We start from the raw sequence: 16739 nt of genomic DNA on the forward strand, positions 1-16739 counted from the left end.
ACGGCCTACTTGGCCATTTCCGCCCGAGCCGCGGCGATTTTGGCTTTGACAGAGTCGAGGTTGAAGCTCGCGCCTTTTTGCATCGGTGGGTATTCAATCGCTGTTTCAGCCAGTTTGGCGACCTGTTGCTGAACGAACACGAAGCGCCAGAATTGGTACTTGAACCAGTCGAAGTACTGTTGGGAGCCTTGAGCCGCCTGGTTTTCCGGCCAGCCCATACGCTCGAACGGGTCGAGGCGAAGATTGGTCAGGATCGGCACGTCGACCGCCACTTTGGCGCCCATCCACCCGCCTGGCTGGTCGATAAAGCGATATTTGTAGTCGCCGATTCTCACCGCGCCCAGCGCACTCTCACCAAAGTAGAAGATTTCGTTACGGGTCGACGGACCTTTGCCGGTGATCATCGGCGTCTGGTCATAGCCGTCCAGGTGCACCTTGTAGGTGCGGTCGCCCAGTTGTTTGCCTTTGAGCAGTTCCTGGGTAATGTTGGGGTTGCCGGCCGCCGCGACCAGGGTCGGGAACCAGTCCATCCCGGACATGATGCCGTTGGCAATCTGATTGGCCGGCACCTTGCCAGGCCAACGGATGATAGCCGGAACCCGGAATCCACCTTCCATGATGGTGCCCTTGCCCATGGCAAACGGTGTGGTGCCGCCATCCGGCCAGGTGAAGTTTTCCGCGCCATTATCAGTGGTGAAAATCACGATGGTGTTGTCATCCATGCCGTCTTTTTTCAGCTTGGCCATGACGTCGCCGACGATGTCATCGAGCTGCGCCATGCCGGCTTCCTGCTCCGACCAGCCATTCTGCGAATTGCGCATCGCTTCGTACTTGTCGGACAGGTGCGTGACGATGTGCATGCGGGTCGGGTTGAGCCACAGGAAGAACGGTTTGTTGTCCTGTTTGGCCTTGTCGAGAAAGGCAAAGGCCTTGTCGCGGATTTCGTCGTCGACGGTTTTCATCCGCTCGGGATAGAGCGTGCCGGCGTCTTCGATTTTCTGTTTGCCGACCTTGCCCCAGCGCGGCATCACCGTGGCGTCGTCGGTGGCGGTGGCCCAGCTGTGCACCATGTTGCGCGGGCCAACGGTGGCCAGAAGTTCTTGCGGATAATTGGGGTGCGCCGGGTCTTCCATGGCGTCGAGGTGATAGAGGTAACCGAAGAACTCGTCGAACCCGTGCACGGTCGGCAGGAACTCGTTCAAGTCGCCCAAATGGTTTTTGCCAAACTGGCCGGTGGAGTAACCCATGGCCTTGAGTGCAGTGGCAATGGTGACGGCTTCAGCGGGAATACCAATCGGAGAACCTGCCTGGCCGACCGTGGTCATGCCAGTGCGGATCGGCAGTTCACCGGTAATGAAATTGGCACGCCCGGCGGTGCAACTGGCTTCGGCGTAGTAGTCGGTAAACCGCATGCCTTCAGCGGCGAGCTGGTCGAGGTTGGGGGTCCGGCCGGCCATCATGCCCTGGTTGTAAACGCCGATATTGGACCAGCCAATATCGTCGCCCATGATGACCACGATGTTAGGAGCGGGTTTGTCGGCCGCTTGGGTGATGCCAGGTAGACCTATTGCAGACAACAACATCGAAACAGCAAACAACCGAGATAATTTGGTCTGGTTCATGAGCAGCTCCTGCGTACTGGCGTAAATATCAAAGACAGGTCCCCGACCTTTCTTAAATGCGTATCCCCCGCAAGAGAGTAGGTATGAACTGGGAAACTTCCAGTAAAAAACTGCCGACCGTAAGCACTTGTCTCATGGGCTTTACAGCGTGGTCGGCTATTCGAATGGCAGGTGACATCTAATTCATGAAAGTGCCCGCGTCATCACACCGGGTTTCAGCTCAGATGTCCGCAAGGAACGGAAAATAATCCGTTGCAGCGCAAACACCGTTGCTACGCTTAAATTCCTGACACGACCTCTATGGAGAGCAAGCGATGTCACACCACCTGCATCTTTTTCGGTTGTTCTACTTCGGTCTGGTCATGGGCGTGTTCGTCCCCCCCTTGTACGCGGCCCAAACCCTGGCAGCCGATTCCCCGGAGGGGCAACTGGAGCCCAAAGCGCTGGAGGTCTTGAAGTCCATGAGCGCCAGGCTAGCGGGCACCGAAGGCTTAAGCTTCAAGGCCGTCACCACTTACGAGAAACCCAGCCGTCTGGGGCCACCCTTGGCCTACAACACCGTGGCACTCGTTAACGTGCAGCGCCCCGACCGCTTGCGGGTGTTGACCTCGGGTGATGGCCCTGCGACCGAGTTCTATTACGACGGCAAGCAAGCCTATGCCTTTGAGCCGAAAGAAAAACTGCTGGCACAAGCGCAGGCGCCTGCCACCATCGATGCAACCCTTGAGGCCGCCTACCAGCGTGCGGCTATCTATTTTCCTTTTACCGATGTCATCGTTGCCGATCCCTACAAGGATCTGAAAAGGGATATGCGCCTGGCGTTTTACATCGGTCAGTCCACAGTGGTAGGCGATACCACGACGGATGTCATTGCTTACGCCAACGATGTGGTGTTCGTCCAAGCCTGGATCGGCGCGCAGGACAAGCTGCCGCGCTTGTTGCGTGCGGTGTTTCGTGATGATCCCACTCAATCCCGGCATCAGGTCGCGTTCAGCGACTGGAAACTTGAATCGTCGCTGCCTGCGGATTTTTTCAAGCCCGAGCATATCGAGGATGCGCACAGGATTCAGTTTGCTCCACCGCCCGACCTACGTGCCCCGCAAGGGGTCAAACCACCGGTCGCAACACCCTGAGCGAGGAGACTGAAACATGAACAGATCGACCTTTAAGTTCGCCGGCCTGTTGGTTGCGGCACTCACGTGCAATCAAGCCGCGGCCTGGTCGCACGCGTCCAGCTTCGGTCATTCATCCGGTGGCGGTGGTTCCTGGAGTCACTCCGGTGACTATGGCTCGGCGTCGGGTGGCAGTGGTAGTTGGAGTGGATCGAGTAATCGAGGCGGGACGGCGTCCGGCGGCAGTGGCAGTTGGAGTGGCTCAGGCTATCGCGGTGGCTCGGCTTCGGGCGGTGGCGGTAGCTGGAACGCCCACGACGAGAATGGTGGAAACGCCTCCGGCGGCGAGGGTTCGTGGCACGGCACCGGAGCCGAAGGCGGCACGGCTTCCGGGGGCGAGGGTGCATGGCATGCTCAGGGTGAGTATGGCGCCAGTGCCAGTGGTTACCATGCCGGCGGAGAGGGTACGACGGTCTACCATCCGGCGACCTACGGCACCAGTTACTACCATCCGCCGACCGCTGTTTATGCCAGCAGTGGTTGCTACAACTGCGGTTACAACCAAGGTGTGAACCCCGCTGCCGCAGCTGCTGTAGGGGTGGTGGCTGGAGCCGCCGTCGCCACTGCGGCCAATGAGAATGCCAACAACAACGCCTACGGTGCTGGCTATAACGCGGGAATGACGGCCTCCGCGCCGCCGACCATGCCCATGGGAACCACATTCGTCAGCCTTCCTTCCGGGTGTGGGCTGAGGGCGGTCTCAGGCGGGACTTTTTATCAGTGCGGTAATTCGTGGGTGCGGCCTGCCTACGGTGCCAATGGCGTGTTCTACACCGTGGTACCGATGCCGTAATCCGGAGTTGAGACATGTTGATCAAGCAACCGAATTACTTGCTGTGCTGTTGCAGTGTCTGCATGGCACCCTTTGGGCTGGCACAGGCGGAAGATTCTGCCGAACTTGCCAAAAAGGCCCTCAACCCGATTGCGGCGATGTACAGCCTGCCGATCCAGTACACCTGGGACCAGAAGATGGGTGCATCGGGCGAGGGCATGCACAGCGTGACCAACATTCAGCCAGTGTTGCCCTTCGAGTTGAACAGCGAATGGAACCTGATCTCGCGCACGATTCTGCCGGTGATTGATCAGCATGGCCTGGCCCCGAATGGCGCTGCGGACAAGTCGGGTATCGGCGACGTGACTCAGAGCTTTTTCTTCTCTCCCAAGGCGCCGACGCACAGTGGCTGGATCCTCGGGGGCGGGCCGGCGATTCTGATTCCCAGCGGCAGCGACAGTCTGTTAAGCAGTCGCCAATGGGGGCTTGGCCCCACAGGGGTGGCACTGAAGCAATCGAACGGATGGACCCGAGGTATTCTGGCCAATCACGTCTGGAGCCTGAACGGTGAAGGATCGAATGGTGCACAGAAGGTCAACCAGACGTTCCTGCAGCCGTTCCTGTCATACACCACTGCCACCTACACCACCTTCGGGGTCAACACCGAGTCGATTTATAACTGGCAAACCAAGGAGTGGGCTGTCCCGGTGAATGCGACGGTCACCCAACTGCTGAAAGTGGCGGGGCAACCGTTTACGATCCAGGTCGGGCCACGCTACTGGGCCGACAGCCCGGAAGACGGGGCCCGGGGATGGGGCGTAAGGGCGGCGCTCACGTTTTTGTTCCCCAAGTGAATACTGCGCGCGGTGCAGCGCCTGCTCCACAGAACAAGCGCTGCACCGAACCTCAGCTGATCTTGCGCAACGAACCCTGCCAGTACTTTTCCCTGACCTGCCGCCGCAAAACCTTGCCGACTACTGAGGTTGGAAGTTCATCGACAAACACCAGCGACTTCGGCGCCTTGTAGCCACCCAGCCGGGTACGGGTTTGTGCGATCAATTGTTCTGCAGTGACCGATTCACCCTGACGCAGGATCACTTCGGCATGCACCGCTTCACCCCATTCAGGGTGCGGAATGCCGACGACTGCCGCCATCAGCACCGACGGGTGCGCTGCCAGTGCGGCCTCGACTTCCACTGCATACACATTAAAACCACCGCTGATGATCATGTCCTTGAGCCGGTCAACGATGTACAGGAAGCCGTCGCTGTCGATATAGCCCAAGTCACCGGACTTCCACGCGCCATCGTCGAACTCCGCCGCCGTGGCTTCCGGGTTTTCGTAATAACCCTTGATGATGGCTTTGCACCGGATACGGATTTCTCCGGTTTCGCCAACGGGTAGCGGTTGACCGTCCGGGTCGGCGATAAACACTTCAACGCCAGGCGTGGGTCGGCCTGCCGAGGACAGATGGCGCAGGGCGGTAGCATCACCCGGTTGATGCGCAGCCTTGTCCAGCGCCGCAATAATCATCGGTGACTCGGTGGCGGCGTAACCCTGCACGAAAATCTGCCCGAAACACTCCACCAGTTCACCCAGCTTGTCCGGACTCATCGGTGCGGCGCCATAGATCAGCGTTGTCAGCGACGAGAAGTCTTTCGGATCGGCCCGTTGCAGCTCCAGCAAGCGATACAGCACGGTCGGTACCAGGAAGGAATGGGTGACGCGCTCGCTTTCTACAATCTGCCGCCAGCTTTCCATGTCCAGCTGATTCAGGGTGATGTTGGTGCCACCGCCATAAACCGTAGGGAAGAACAGCATCAAGGTACCGTGTGACAACGGCGAGACGTGCAGCAGTCGTGTCGCGCTGGACAAGCCCAGATCGGTATTGATGAACGCCGCGTCGCGGCAGGCCATCCAGTTGTCGATGGAGTACATCGCGCACTTGCCTTTGCCGGTGGTGCCACCGGTGAAGCGCAACATGCAGATGTGCTGGTCGGTATCCAGGGTGACGTCGGTGTCCAGATCGGAGGCTGCTTCCACCATTGGCCAGAAGTTGTGAACGCCGGGGAGGTCGGCTTGCTCGGCAGTGGGCGGGTCCATCACGACGATGTCGCAACCCCGGCTGCGCAGCATGCCGTAGTAGCTGTCGAGCAAGCGTGTTTCGAGAAATACCACTCGCGGCCTGACCAGATCGATCTGTCGCGCATGTTCGTCGAGCGGATCGCGCAGGTTGGTCATGACCACTGTGCCTTCCTGCTTGAACGTGACGGGAAACATCATCAGGCTGAGGTTGTCGTTTTCCAGGATCAGCATGAAGCGTTCGCCCGTGCGAACCTGCAGCACGTTGCGCAGCACATCGGCCACGCGGTTGGTCAGCAAATGGTATTGCTCATAGGTGAAACGCCGATTGCGCTCTACGTTGACGATCGCCTCTTGGTCGCGATGACGCAGCGCGAGCAGGCGCATGATTCGGCTGAAATTCATTTTCATGGCGTGTTGGCCCTGTATGACTGACGCAATAAATCGAGGCGTTTACCGGGCACGCATGCGCGACGCGGCATCGAGGCGAATGGTTTCGCCGTTGATGTAGGCGTTCTCGATCAGGAAGGCGCAGCAATGGGCGAACTCACGCATGTCACCCAGGCGCTTGGGTGCTTCCATCTGGGCCTTCAGGGAGTCGAGGATTTTTTCGTCGAGACCGGCCACCATGGTGGTCAGGAATAGACCTGGTGCGATGGCATTGACGCGCACCCCAATCTCACCCAACTCGCGCGCCGCAGGCATGTTCATGCCTATCACGCCGGCCTTGGTCGCGGCGTAAGCACACTGACCGACCTGGCCTTCATAGGCGGCACCGGACGATACGTTGATCACCACGCCGCGCTCTTCGCCGGCTTCAGCCTCGTTGTTGGCCATGTGCTCGGCGCACTTGGACATGACGTTGAACACGCCGTTGAGGTTGATCGCGGTGGCCAGGGCGAAGCGCGACAGGGGCGCTGCCTTGCCTTCCTTGCCCAGCACTTTGAAACCGTTGGGTACGGCGGCGCCATTGATGCACACGTGAATGGCACCGAAGCGGGCGATGACCGCATTGACCGCGTTTTGCACCGAGGCTTCGTCGCTGACGTCGGTCTGCACAAACATCGCCCGATCTGCGCCAATGTCGGCCACGGCTTTTTCCCCGGCCTCGATGTTCAGGTCGAAAATCGCCACACAAGCGGCTTTTTCTGTCACGAGGTAATGAGCAGTCGCCAGGCCCAGGCCCGATGCACCGCCAGTAATCACAACGACTTTGTCTTGAATACGCATGAGAGTGTCCTTGTTCGTTGCCCGGCACCTTGGGTGCCGGGTTGTTATTGTTGGGTGTCGAACAAACGGTTGATCAGAACGCGTTGACCCCGGTCAGGGCGCGGCCAATGATCAGTTGCTGGATTTGTGTGGTGCCTTCCGGAATCGGCACGATGATGGCTTCACGGGCGAGTTTCTCGACCAGGAAGTCGGTGGTGACACCGGCGCCACCATGGATCTGCACGGCCTGGCGGGCGATGGTCACCGCCGCCTCGCAGGCAAAATACTTGGCCATGGCCGCTTCCATTTCTGCCGGGATGCCGGCACCGATCATCTCGGCGGCGCGGTAGGTCAGCAGGCGTGCAGCGTCAACATGGGTGGCCATTTCCGCGAGCATCGCGCTGATCAACTGGTGGCCAGCAATCACCTTGCCGTGCTGCTTGCGCTCCTTGGCGTAACGCACGGCTTCTTCCAGCGCGCGACGGCCGATGCCCAGGCCCTGAGCCGCCACAAATACCCGTGAGCGTTCGAAGAACGACAGGGTGTTTTTCAGTGCCTGGCCTTCGCCGCCGATGATGTTGCTGGCCGGAACGCGCACGTCGTTGAGGAAGATCTGCGCGGTGGACTGGCTGTTCCAGGCCATTTTGTGGATGTTCTGTACTTCGTATGGATGCTCTTTGCGGTCCAGCAGGAAGTGCGTCAGGCCCTTGCGCGGGTCTTCGCCGGTGCGGCAGGTGCAGATCAGGAAATCCGAATAGGAGCCGTTGCTGATCCAGGTTTTCTCGCCGGTGATGATGTAGTCGTCACCGTCGCGACGGGCGCGGGTCTTGATTTCCAGCACGTTGGAGCCGACATCCGGTTCCGAAATGCCGACGCTGACGAACGAATCGCCGCTGATCAGGCCCGGCAGGTAACGCTCGCGCAGATGATCCGGGGCGAGTTTCTCCAGCATCTGTGCGCCGAAGGAGTTGATGACCACCGGCGTCGACAGGTCCACCGAACAGGCGGCGACTTCTTCGAACAACATGGTCATGGTCGGCCAGTCCAGGCCCAAACCGCCATTGGCTTCACTGACGGCGCCGGAGACCATGCCGAACTCGGAGAGCTGGCGCATGATCTCGGCCATTTTCTCCTTGGGCATGAATTTGTCGCGGTATTCCTTGTTGAACACCGGGTCGATCTTGTCGGCCAGGAAACGGCGGAAACTCTCGACGGCTTCGAGTTGTTCCGGGGTGCGCATGACGTGTCCCATGGGGTTCTCCTTAAATGTTTTTGTTGGCGAGAATGTTGACGGCGACCACGGCTTCTTCGATGCCGAACAGGCCACCGCCGTTTTCCTGAATGGCAATGCGGGCACCCTCGACCTGGCGCTTGCCGGCCTCACCGCGCAGTTGCGTGACCAGTTCATGGAGTTGGCCCAGACCGGTGGCGCCAATCGGATGGCCCTTGGATTCGAGGCCGCCGGACGGGTTGATCGGCATACGGCCACCGACGGTGAAATCACCGCGTTCGGCGGCCGGGCCACCTTCACCGAAGGGCACCAGCATCAGCGATTCGGCATTGAGGATTTCACCGATGGCCGAGGCGTCATGGACTTCCGCGACGTCAACGTCGGATGGGTTGACGCCGGCCATGGCGTAGGCTTTTTTCGCGGCCAGGTGGGCGACGATTTTTTCCGGTTCGTCCAGGCCACGGTTGGTGCCGGTCTGGACCACGCTGGCGAGCACGCGAACGGCGCGGTCGCCGGCGTTTTTCAAACGTTTGAGACCGTCGGCGTTGCACAACAATACGGCGGCGGCACCGTCGCTGATCGGCGAACACATGAGGGTGGTCAGCGGGTAGCAGATCGGCGGCGAGGCGAGGACTTCGTCGATGCTGAAGGCCTGCTGGAACTGTGCCAGCGGGTTGTGTACCGAGTGTTGATGGTTTTTCGCCGCGACGGCAGCGATCTGCCGCTGAGTGGTGCCGTAACGCAACATGTGGTTGCGGCAAATCGCGGCATACACGTCCATGAACACACTGTAAGGACGTTCGGAAACGGTGCCCGGCGGCGGCTCGATGCCTTCGCCCATGGCCAGCAGGATGTATTTGTTCTGCTCGACGGTGGATACATCCCAGCCGCCATCAAACACGGCGAACATCTTGGCCTTGTCGGGGATGTTCATTTTCTCGGCGCCCACCGCGAGTGCGATGTCGCACTGGCCGGCGCGCAGTGCCAGCGTGGCGAGGTTGAACGCCGAGGAGCCGGACGCACAGGCGTTCTCAACCGAAAACACCGGCACGCCTTCGATGCCGATGCGGCGCATGGCGATCGGGCCCGGAATACCGGTCTGCCCCTGCAACATGCCATTGGTCATGGTGCTGTAATACACCGAGCCGACGTCAGCGGTGGTGGCGCCGGCATCCTTTAACGCAAGGCCGACCGCTTCGTCGACCATGTCGTAGACGCTGCGCTCCAGCAACCGCCCAAACGGCGTCATGCCAACGCCCACTACGTAGATATCGTTCATTGTCTGTTCCTGTTGGTTCGGGGGGGCGTGGCGGCCTAGCGGCCCTTGAAATTCGGTGCGCGTTTTTCGCTGAAGGCTTGTAAGCCTTCCTGGAAATCGGCGGTGCGCAGGTGCTGGCGCAACATCACTTGCTCGTGCTGCAAGGCGTCGTCGCGGGACTTGTCAGCCGAGGCGCGGGCTACTTCTTTCATGCGGCGCAGGGCAATAGGGCTCTTTTTCGCGATCTGGCTGGCCAAGGCCAGGGTGGCGTCGGCGAGTTCGGCGTCGGCGTGGACTTCACACACCAGGCCGTAGCCTTTCATTTCGGTGGCCGAGAGCGATTTGCCGGTCATCAGCAGGTACATGGCGATGTTCAGCGGGATCAGGCGCGGCAGGACCGCCGCGCCGCCCGCACCGGGGTAGACGCCGAAGTTGGCATGGGCGTCGGCGAGGGTGGCGGTTTGCGCCGCGACCACGATGTCGGCACACATGGCCAGTTCCAGGCCACCGGCCATGGTCACGCCGTTGAGCGAGGCGATCACCGGTTTGGGGAAATTGCGCAATTGCCCGAAGACTTGATTGGCACGGTCGAGAAAGTCGGCTTCGCCCGCAGGCAGCGTGGCGCCGTCCAGGACTTCCTTCAGATCGGCACCGGCGCAGAAGGCCGGGCCATTGCCGGTGAGAATCACCACCCGCAGTTCGTCATTGTTCGCAATGTCGTTGAGGCAGTGTTCAAGCTCGGTGAGTGTTGCCAGGTTCAGCGCATTCATCGCCCGTGGCCGGTTGAGCGTCAGGCGCGCCACCGGGCCGACGATTTCATACAGCAAGACATCTTCACTCATGACAACTCCCCTTATTGTTAGCGCTCTGTTGGCGTCGTTGATGGGCCGATAGTAGGAACGCACGCGGCGCTGTCGCAGGTCATTGCAACGAAAGCGGTTGTCCGCAGGGGGATGGCTATGAATCAGATCTGGTGCTGACCTGTGGCGAGGGAGCTTGCTCCCGCTGGACTGCGCAGCAGTCCCTTTCTTTTTTAGGGCTAAGAGGGGGCCGCTTCGCAGCCCCGCGGGAGCAAGCTCCCTCGCCACAGGGTCATGTGTGCTTGTCCGACCCTGTGAAGACAGACGAATTGATCGAGAAGACCAGCAGCCCGGGCGCACTTGCTTGCACCATCGAAACGATATTCGAACAACAATCAGAGAGAGATCGTGCGATGAAGAAAATCCGTGTAGTGCTGACGGTGTCAGTGTTGACCGCCAGCATTGTCGGGGGGCTGCAATGGTCGCGAGGTCAAAGCGGCATTCATCTGCAAGCGGTCGACAACAGCGCAGGGCAGGGTGGCCAGAAAGCCGCGACGGCGGCCACCATGGCTGCCAATGCGAACACGGCACGCACCATGCCGGCCGTTGACCCGCAGGTGGAAGACGACATCCAGCGCGGTTTTATCGCCAGCCTGCCCGACGCCGAAACCACCGCCGCCGACGGTCACGTGGTGTACAGCCTCAAGGGCTACGAATTTCTCGGCAGCGCCGATGCGCCAGCCACGGTTAACCCGAGCTTGTGGCAGCAGGCGCGCAAAAGCATGGCCAACGGGTTGTTCAAGGTCACCGACGGCTTTTACCAGGTGCGCGGTCTTGATCTGACCAACATGACCATCATCGAAGGCAAGACCGGCCTGATCATCGTCGACTGCAACCTGGCCACTGAAGTGGCCCGTGCCTCGCTTGAGCTCTATTACCAGCATCGCCCGAGAAAACCGGTGGTGGCGGTGCTCTACAACCACAGTCACGTCGATCACTTCGCCGGGATTCGCGGCATCGTCGATGAAGCGGACGTGAAGTCCGGCAAGGTGCAGATCATCGCTCCGGCGGGGTTCATGGCAACGGCGGTGGCCGAAAACGTGATGGCCGGCAACGCGATGAGCCGACGCGCCGAATACCAGTTTGGTACGACGTTGCCCCGCAGTGCCCAGGGCCAGATCGACCTGGGCGGAGCCAAGGCCTTGTCCAACGGCACCATCACCCTGATCCCGCCGACCCTCGAGCTCAGCCAGCCGATTCAAACCCTGACCATCGATGGCGTAGAGATCGTCAACATGCTGGCTCCCGGCACCGAGGCGCCAGCGGAGTTCATCCATTATTTCCCGCAGTTCAAAGTGCTCGATACCGGTGAGTTGGCGCTGCCGACCCAGCATCAGTTACTGACGCTGCGTGGGGCGACAATCCGTGATGGCCTGGCTTGGTCGAAATACCTCAATGAGGCCCTGCATCGGTTCGCCCCGGGTTCCGACATCCTGGTGGGCCAACATGGATGGCCGGTGTTTGGGCATGAGCGTGTGGTCAACTATTTGTCCAAACAACGGGACCTGTACAAGTGGCTGCACGACCAATCGTTGCGCCTGATCAACAAGGGCTACAAGCCCGTCGAAATTGCCGAATACATGCGCAATAACGTCCCGGTAAGCCTGGCCAACGAAACCTTTACCCATGGTTTCTACGGTTCGGTGCAGCGCAACGCCAAGGCTGTGTACCAGCAATACATGGGCTGGTATGACGCCAATCCGGCCAATCTCGACGCGTTGTCCGACGGTGATTACGGCAAGAAATTCGTCGAGTACGGCGGCGGCGCGCAAGCCGTGCTGGACCGTGCTCGCACGGACTTTGCCAACGGTCAGTACCGTTGGGTGGCACAAGCCATGAGTCATTTGATCTATGCCGAACCGAACAACACGGCGGCGCGCGAGTTGGCGGCCGATGCCCTGGAGCAGTTGGGCTACCAGGCGGAGTCGGCGGTCGAGCGCAACAGCTACCTGGCCGCCGCCATGGAGCATCGCAGCGGTGGCAAAAAACTCGCTTCGCCACTGCGTACCGCCAGCCCTGACATGCTTCGGGCGCTGACCCTCGATAATATTTTCGATTACCTGGGGGTGCGACTGAAGGCCCGTGATGTCGAGGGCAAGCACATTGTCCTCAACTGGAACTTCACGGATGTCGGCTCGTCTGGCACGCGTTATACGCTCAATCTGGAGAACTCGGCCTTGACCTATATCGCCGATTACAACGCCGACAAGGCCGACGCCACCCTGACCCTGACACGCGAGACACTGAACGCCATTCTCGCGGAGAAAGTGTCGCCGATCGAGGCGGTATTCAAAGGGGATCTGAAGATCGACGGCAGCAAAATAGCGGTCTATGACGTGCTCGGCTCGCTCGACAAGTTCTCTCCAGACTTCGAACTGGTCGGTCCCAATGACCCCGCACGATAGGAGTCCGAACATGCACTCTGCGCTGCACGACGGCAACCTGCCTGCCGATGCACTCACCCACGTCGGTAATGCGTCCGAGCGGGTCCGTGCTGTTCTCGCCCGCCAGCAAGTCGCGTCTTTGGCCGAAGGCCCACCGTCGGCTGAGTTGCGCATCGAACGCATCAACCGGGTCATCAATCTGTTGCTGAAAAATCAGCAGCAGTTGTGCGAGGCGCTGGCCAGTGACTTCACTTGGCGCAGCCATGACCAATCCTTGATGGCCGATGTTCTGTTGCCGGTCCAGGGGCTCAAGTACGCCCGCGACCATGTTCACCGCTGGATGCGGCCGCAGCGCCGCAAAGCCGAACTGGGCAGCGGCTGGCTGGGTGCCAGGGCTGAAATTCATTTCCAGCCATTGGGAACGATCGGCATTATTTCTCCGTGGAATTTCCCGATTGCCATCGCGCTGGGACCCTTGGCCGAAGCACTGGCAGCCGGTAACCGGGCGATTCTTCTGTTTTCTGACCAGTCACCGGCCACGGCAAGCCTGCTGATCGAGCTGCTGGCGGAGCAGTTCGATGACAGCGAAGTCGCCGGTTTTATCGGCGGTGCTGAATTGGGCGCGGCGTTTTCCGCGATGCCGCTCGATCATCTGGTGTTTACCGGCAGCCCTCGGGTCGGGCGCCTGGTGATGCGCGCTGCAGCGGAACACCTGACGCCATTGACGCTGGAACTCGGTGGTAAATCGCCGACCATCATTGGTCGCGGCGCTGACCTGGAAAACGCCGCCAGACGCATCTGGGGCGGTAAGGGCGTCAGCAGCGGTCAAGCCTGTATCGCGCCGGATTATGTGCTGGTGCACGAAGATGACCTCGAGCGTTTGATGAGCTTCATGCAGATTGAATTGCAGCGCCTGTTCCCGACCCTGCTGAACAATCCGGACTACACGGCCATGGCGACGCCCGGGCAATACCGGCGCATGCAAGCCTGTCTGCAAGATGCCCGTGAACACTGCGTCAGGGTGATAGAGGTCAATCCGGCCGGCGAAGACTTGAGCGCTTCGCGCAAGATCGCACCGACTTTGCTGGTTGATCCGCCGGACACGACGCTGGTGATGCAAGAGGAAGTCTTCGGCCCGTTGCTGCCGATTCGCGGCTACCGTCATATCAACGAAGCACTCGATTACATCAATGCGCACCCGCGTCCCCTGGCGCTGTATTACTTCGGTAACAACCGCGCCGAAGCCAGGCATGTGCTGGAGCGTACCCATTCGGGCGGCGCGTGTATCAACGAAGTCATGCAGCACCTGTTCCAGACGGATTTGCCGTTTGGGGGCTGTGGTCACTCGGGATTTGGTCGTTACCGGGGCGGGTACGGGTTCAAGGCGTTCAGCCTGGAGCGCTCGGTGTTCAAGCCACCGCTATGGGACGTGATGGGTGTTTTGCGCCCGCCCTACGGACGGCTGTTTAGCCGGGTCATCGGCGCTCTTTTGAAACCCTGAATCGAGCCACACACAGATCAAAAAATGTGGGTGCGGGCTTGCTCGCGAAAGCGGTATGTCAGCCAACATCAATGTTGAATGTAAGGGCCTCTTCGCGAGCAAGCCCGCTCCCACAAAAACAAGGAAACCTTGAATGCTCCCGTTGAAGCCGCTCGCCCTGGCCATGTGTTGCCTAACGTTCGCCACCCAAAGTTTCGCATCGCCCAAACGCCCGAACATCGTCGTGTTGGTCGCCGACGATTGGGGCTACAGCGATGTGGGCGCATTCGGGGGCGAAATCGCCACGCCCAACATCGACACCCTTGCCCGCGAAGGTGTGCGCTTCTCGGATTTTCACGTCACGGCCTCCTGTTCGCCCACGCGCTCGATGCTGTTGACCGGCGTCGACAACCACCGCAACGGCGTCGGCAACATGCCGGAAACCATGCCCGATGAACACCTGGGCAAGCCCGGTTACAGCGGCGTACTCAACGACAATGCGATCACCGTGGCCAGCCTGCTAAGGGATGGCGGCTATCACACCTACATCACTGGCAAATGGCATTTGGGCAAAACCCCTGACACCTTGCCGGGCAATCGTGGTTTCGATCGCTCGTTCATCCAGGCCGACAGTGGTTCCGACAACTGGGAAGAACGACCCTACGCACCGCTTTACGACAAGGCCGCCTGGTTCGAGAACGGGCAGCCGGCGCACCTGCCCAAGGACTATTACTCCTCGACCTTTATCGTCGATAAAGCCATGGATTACATCGCCGCGGATCGACAGGACGGCAAACCGTTTTTCGCCTATCTGGGCTTTCAGGCCAATCACGTTCCCGTCCAGGCGCCCAAGGACGTCATCGACAACTACCGCGGTCGCTATGACGAAGGCTGGACCGCCTTGCGCAAGGCCCGTCGCGACCGCGCCGTGGAACTGGGGTTGATGCCCGCGAATGTCGGCCTGCAGACGATGGCCAGTACGGCGGACTGGGATGCTCTGAGCGAGGAGGAAAAACGCTACGAAGCACGACGCATGGAAGTCTATGCCGGCATGGGCGAGACCATGGATCGGGAGATCGGCCGCCTGATCGCTCACCTCAAAGCCACCGGCGAGTACGACAACACTGTGTTTGTGTTCCTGTCCGATAACGGCAGTGAACCCACCGACCCTTACACCCTTCCGGCGTTGCGCTTGTGGCTGGAAATGAACTACACCCGTCAACTTGATCGCCTGGGCAGCAAGGGCGCCTTCACCAGCATCGGTCCAAGTTGGGCCAGCGCGGCGGCCTCGCCCTTGAGCGGCTACAAATTCTTTGCGGGCGAGGGCGGGTTGCGCACCCCGTTGATCGTTTCAGGGGTGCCTGGCATCCAGGCCAATCACATTGCCAGAACCTTCACCCATGTCACCGACATTGTCCCGACGCTGCTGGAGGTGGCCGGTATCCAACCCCACGGCGGCCATTACCAGGGTAAAGCCGTCGAACCGTTGATTGGCAGCAGTCTGGTACCGGTGCTGCAAGGCAATGCCGAGCGCGTGCATCCCGAGGATCAGGCCATTGGTTATGAACTGTCCGGCAGTGCAGCGCTATTCAAAGGCGATTACAAACTGGTGAAAAGCCTGAAGCCGGTGGGCAACGAGCAATGGCACCTTTACAACATCGCCACCGACCCCGGCGAAGTGATCGACTTGCAGCAGCAGATGCCGGAACGCTTCCAGAGCATGCAGGCCGACTACGCTGAATACGCCCGCGCCAACGGTGTGCTGCCGATCCCGAGGGTTATGACTACATGCACCAGGGGCAGCTGTATGCCTTGAAGCACGTGGTCATGCCCAAGCTCAAGGCTGCCGCGCCGCCGGTCGTTGCGATCATCGCGTTGCTGGTGGGCGCGTTGGTATGGCATCGCCGTCGCAAGAGGGCGGCTTGAATGATGATTGACGAGGTCGACGAGTGGGGGCGCCGGTTGATTCATCGGCGCAAGGTTGAGTGCCTGGGCTATTTGCGTGCGGATGGCCTGTGGGATATCGAAGGGCGATTGAACGACAGCAAGACTCATCCCGTGGCCCTGGCGGAAGACCAGATCGTGGCGGCGGGGCAGACCTATCATGGGATGCTGATTCGTCTGACCCTGAACGATGACTTTATTGTGCGTGAGGTAAATGTGGCCATGCCTGACGTTCCCACCAGCCAATGTCGCGGGGCAATGCCGGGCTATCAAAAATTGCTCGGCGAGCGGGTCGGGCCGGGGTTTTCGCGTCGGATCAAAGAGCTGTTTGGCGGGGTCGGTGGCTGTGTGCATTTGACAGAGTTGTTGCTGCCGATGGCTACGACGGCGTTTCAGACCATCCCCATGGCCCGCTCCCTGGTCGCGCCGCGCACCCCCGCCGACGTCGAAGCGTATCGCAACGCCAGGGGCCAGTTGCTCAACACCTGTCATGCCTTACGCGAAGACAGTCCTGTGGCGGTGTTCCTGAAAGACTGAGGCGAACCTTTGAAGAACACCCTGTGGCGAGGGGCTTTTGTGGCGAGGGGGCTTGTCGGAACGCCGCATCACCCCGTAGGGCTGCGTAACAGTCCCTCTTTTTAGGGCCGCTGCGCAGCCCAGCGGGAGCAAGCTCCCTCGCCACAAAAGCATGTCTGCTACACATGCGTTGCACGACAAAAATCCCG

Annotated in this window: 14 protein-coding genes; 8 read left to right on the plus strand and 6 right to left on the minus strand. The window is 60.2% G+C overall.

Annotated elements, in window-relative coordinates; all coding sequences use genetic code 11:
* Positions 1–5: 5 nt before the first annotated feature.
* Positions 6–1622, minus strand: a complete 1617-nt coding sequence (locus tag ACA051_RS12585; protein WP_497310094.1) for an arylsulfatase — start codon at positions 1620–1622, stop codon at positions 6–8.
* A 314-nt stretch (positions 1623–1936) separates the two neighbouring features.
* Here ACA051_RS12585 and ACA051_RS12590 point away from each other — a divergent pair, with 314 nt between their 5' ends.
* The 3 genes from ACA051_RS12590 to ACA051_RS12600 all read left to right on the plus strand — a co-directional run bounded on the left by ACA051_RS12590 (position 1937) and on the right by ACA051_RS12600 (position 4420).
* Positions 1937–2755, plus strand: a complete 819-nt coding sequence (locus ACA051_RS12590) for a DUF2092 domain-containing protein (RefSeq protein WP_497375022.1) — start codon at positions 1937–1939, stop codon at positions 2753–2755.
* Positions 2756–2771: 16 nt separating this feature from the next.
* Entirely contained in the window at positions 2772–3587 is an 816-nt protein-coding gene (locus ACA051_RS12595) for a hypothetical protein (protein ID WP_497375024.1), read from the plus strand.
* Positions 3588–3649: 62 nt separating this feature from the next.
* Positions 3650–4420: a transporter gene (locus ACA051_RS12600; RefSeq protein ID WP_497375542.1), complete on the plus strand. Its 771-nt coding sequence runs from the start codon at positions 3650–3652 to the stop codon at positions 4418–4420.
* A gap of 52 nt (positions 4421–4472) precedes the next feature.
* Here the strand turns inward: ACA051_RS12600 and ACA051_RS12605 are convergent, their stop codons facing one another.
* From ACA051_RS12605 to ACA051_RS12625, 5 genes are all read right to left on the minus strand, one after another.
* Positions 4473–6059, minus strand: a complete 1587-nt coding sequence (locus ACA051_RS12605; RefSeq protein ID WP_497310097.1) for a class I adenylate-forming enzyme family protein — start codon at positions 6057–6059, stop codon at positions 4473–4475.
* A gap of 42 nt (positions 6060–6101) precedes the next feature.
* Positions 6102–6878, minus strand: coding sequence for an SDR family NAD(P)-dependent oxidoreductase (locus ACA051_RS12610; RefSeq protein WP_497310098.1), 777 nt, complete (start codon positions 6876–6878; stop codon positions 6102–6104).
* A gap of 73 nt (positions 6879–6951) precedes the next feature.
* The gene (locus ACA051_RS12615) at positions 6952–8109 is read right to left on the minus strand and encodes an acyl-CoA dehydrogenase family protein (RefSeq protein ID WP_497375026.1); all 1158 of its coding nucleotides are present in this window, start codon (positions 8107–8109) and stop codon (positions 6952–6954) included.
* A gap of 10 nt (positions 8110–8119) precedes the next feature.
* Positions 8120–9367 (minus strand): thiolase family protein, encoded by a 1248-nt coding sequence (locus ACA051_RS12620; protein ID WP_497375028.1) that lies wholly within the window; start codon positions 9365–9367, stop codon positions 8120–8122.
* A gap of 35 nt (positions 9368–9402) precedes the next feature.
* The gene (locus ACA051_RS12625; RefSeq protein ID WP_497375030.1) at positions 9403–10188 is read right to left on the minus strand and encodes an enoyl-CoA hydratase/isomerase family protein; all 786 of its coding nucleotides are present in this window, start codon (positions 10186–10188) and stop codon (positions 9403–9405) included.
* A gap of 371 nt (positions 10189–10559) precedes the next feature.
* Between ACA051_RS12625 and ACA051_RS12630 the strand changes: the two genes are divergently transcribed.
* The 5 genes from ACA051_RS12630 (at position 10560) to ACA051_RS12650 (ending at position 16551) form a co-directional block, all read left to right on the plus strand.
* The gene (locus tag ACA051_RS12630; RefSeq protein WP_497375032.1) at positions 10560–12611 is read left to right on the plus strand and encodes an alkyl/aryl-sulfatase; all 2052 of its coding nucleotides are present in this window, start codon (positions 10560–10562) and stop codon (positions 12609–12611) included.
* Positions 12612–12621: 10 nt separating this feature from the next.
* Complete coding sequence (locus tag ACA051_RS12635; protein ID WP_497375034.1) at positions 12622–14091, plus strand: coniferyl aldehyde dehydrogenase; 1470 nt, start codon at positions 12622–12624, stop codon at positions 14089–14091.
* 133 nt (positions 14092–14224) lie between these two features.
* Positions 14225–15886 carry an arylsulfatase gene (locus ACA051_RS12640; RefSeq protein WP_497375036.1) on the plus strand — a complete coding sequence of 554 codons (1662 nt, stop codon included), beginning with the start codon at positions 14225–14227 and terminating at the stop codon, positions 15884–15886.
* Positions 15859–15996, plus strand: coding sequence for a hypothetical protein (locus ACA051_RS12645; protein WP_497375038.1), 138 nt, complete (start codon positions 15859–15861; stop codon positions 15994–15996). The genes ACA051_RS12640 and ACA051_RS12645 overlap by 28 nt, the downstream gene beginning before the upstream one ends.
* Positions 15997–16551, plus strand: coding sequence for a DUF2889 domain-containing protein (locus ACA051_RS12650; protein WP_497375040.1), 555 nt, complete (start codon positions 15997–15999; stop codon positions 16549–16551).
* The last annotated feature ends 188 nt before the right edge of the window (positions 16552–16739 follow it).

Source organism: Pseudomonas sp. LBUM1669 (assembly GCF_059695705.1).

What these genes read in the sequence shown, in the direction of transcription:
- ACA051_RS12585 (WP_497310094.1), bottom strand. Translation starts at nt 1,622, where the DNA reads ATGAACCAGACCAAATTATCTCGGTTGTTTGCTGTTTCGATGTTGTTG.
- ACA051_RS12590 (WP_497375022.1), top strand. Translation starts at nt 1,937, where the DNA reads ATGTCACACCACCTGCATCTTTTTCGGTTGTTCTACTTCGGTCTGGTC.
- ACA051_RS12595 (WP_497375024.1), top strand. Translation starts at nt 2,772, where the DNA reads ATGAACAGATCGACCTTTAAGTTCGCCGGCCTGTTGGTTGCGGCACTC.
- ACA051_RS12600 (WP_497375542.1), top strand. Translation starts at nt 3,650, where the DNA reads ATGGCACCCTTTGGGCTGGCACAGGCGGAAGATTCTGCCGAACTTGCC.
- ACA051_RS12605 (WP_497310097.1), bottom strand. Translation starts at nt 6,059, where the DNA reads ATGAAAATGAATTTCAGCCGAATCATGCGCCTGCTCGCGCTGCGTCAT.
- ACA051_RS12610 (WP_497310098.1), bottom strand. Translation starts at nt 6,878, where the DNA reads ATGCGTATTCAAGACAAAGTCGTTGTGATTACTGGCGGTGCATCGGGC.
- ACA051_RS12615 (WP_497375026.1), bottom strand. Translation starts at nt 8,109, where the DNA reads ATGGGACACGTCATGCGCACCCCGGAACAACTCGAAGCCGTCGAGAGT.
- ACA051_RS12620 (WP_497375028.1), bottom strand. Translation starts at nt 9,367, where the DNA reads ATGAACGATATCTACGTAGTGGGCGTTGGCATGACGCCGTTTGGGCGG.
- ACA051_RS12625 (WP_497375030.1), bottom strand. Translation starts at nt 10,188, where the DNA reads ATGAGTGAAGATGTCTTGCTGTATGAAATCGTCGGCCCGGTGGCGCGC.
- ACA051_RS12630 (WP_497375032.1), top strand. Translation starts at nt 10,560, where the DNA reads ATGAAGAAAATCCGTGTAGTGCTGACGGTGTCAGTGTTGACCGCCAGC.
- ACA051_RS12635 (WP_497375034.1), top strand. Translation starts at nt 12,622, where the DNA reads ATGCACTCTGCGCTGCACGACGGCAACCTGCCTGCCGATGCACTCACC.
- ACA051_RS12640 (WP_497375036.1), top strand. Translation starts at nt 14,225, where the DNA reads ATGCTCCCGTTGAAGCCGCTCGCCCTGGCCATGTGTTGCCTAACGTTC.
- ACA051_RS12645 (WP_497375038.1), top strand. Translation starts at nt 15,859, where the DNA reads ATGCACCAGGGGCAGCTGTATGCCTTGAAGCACGTGGTCATGCCCAAG.
- ACA051_RS12650 (WP_497375040.1), top strand. Translation starts at nt 15,997, where the DNA reads ATGATGATTGACGAGGTCGACGAGTGGGGGCGCCGGTTGATTCATCGG.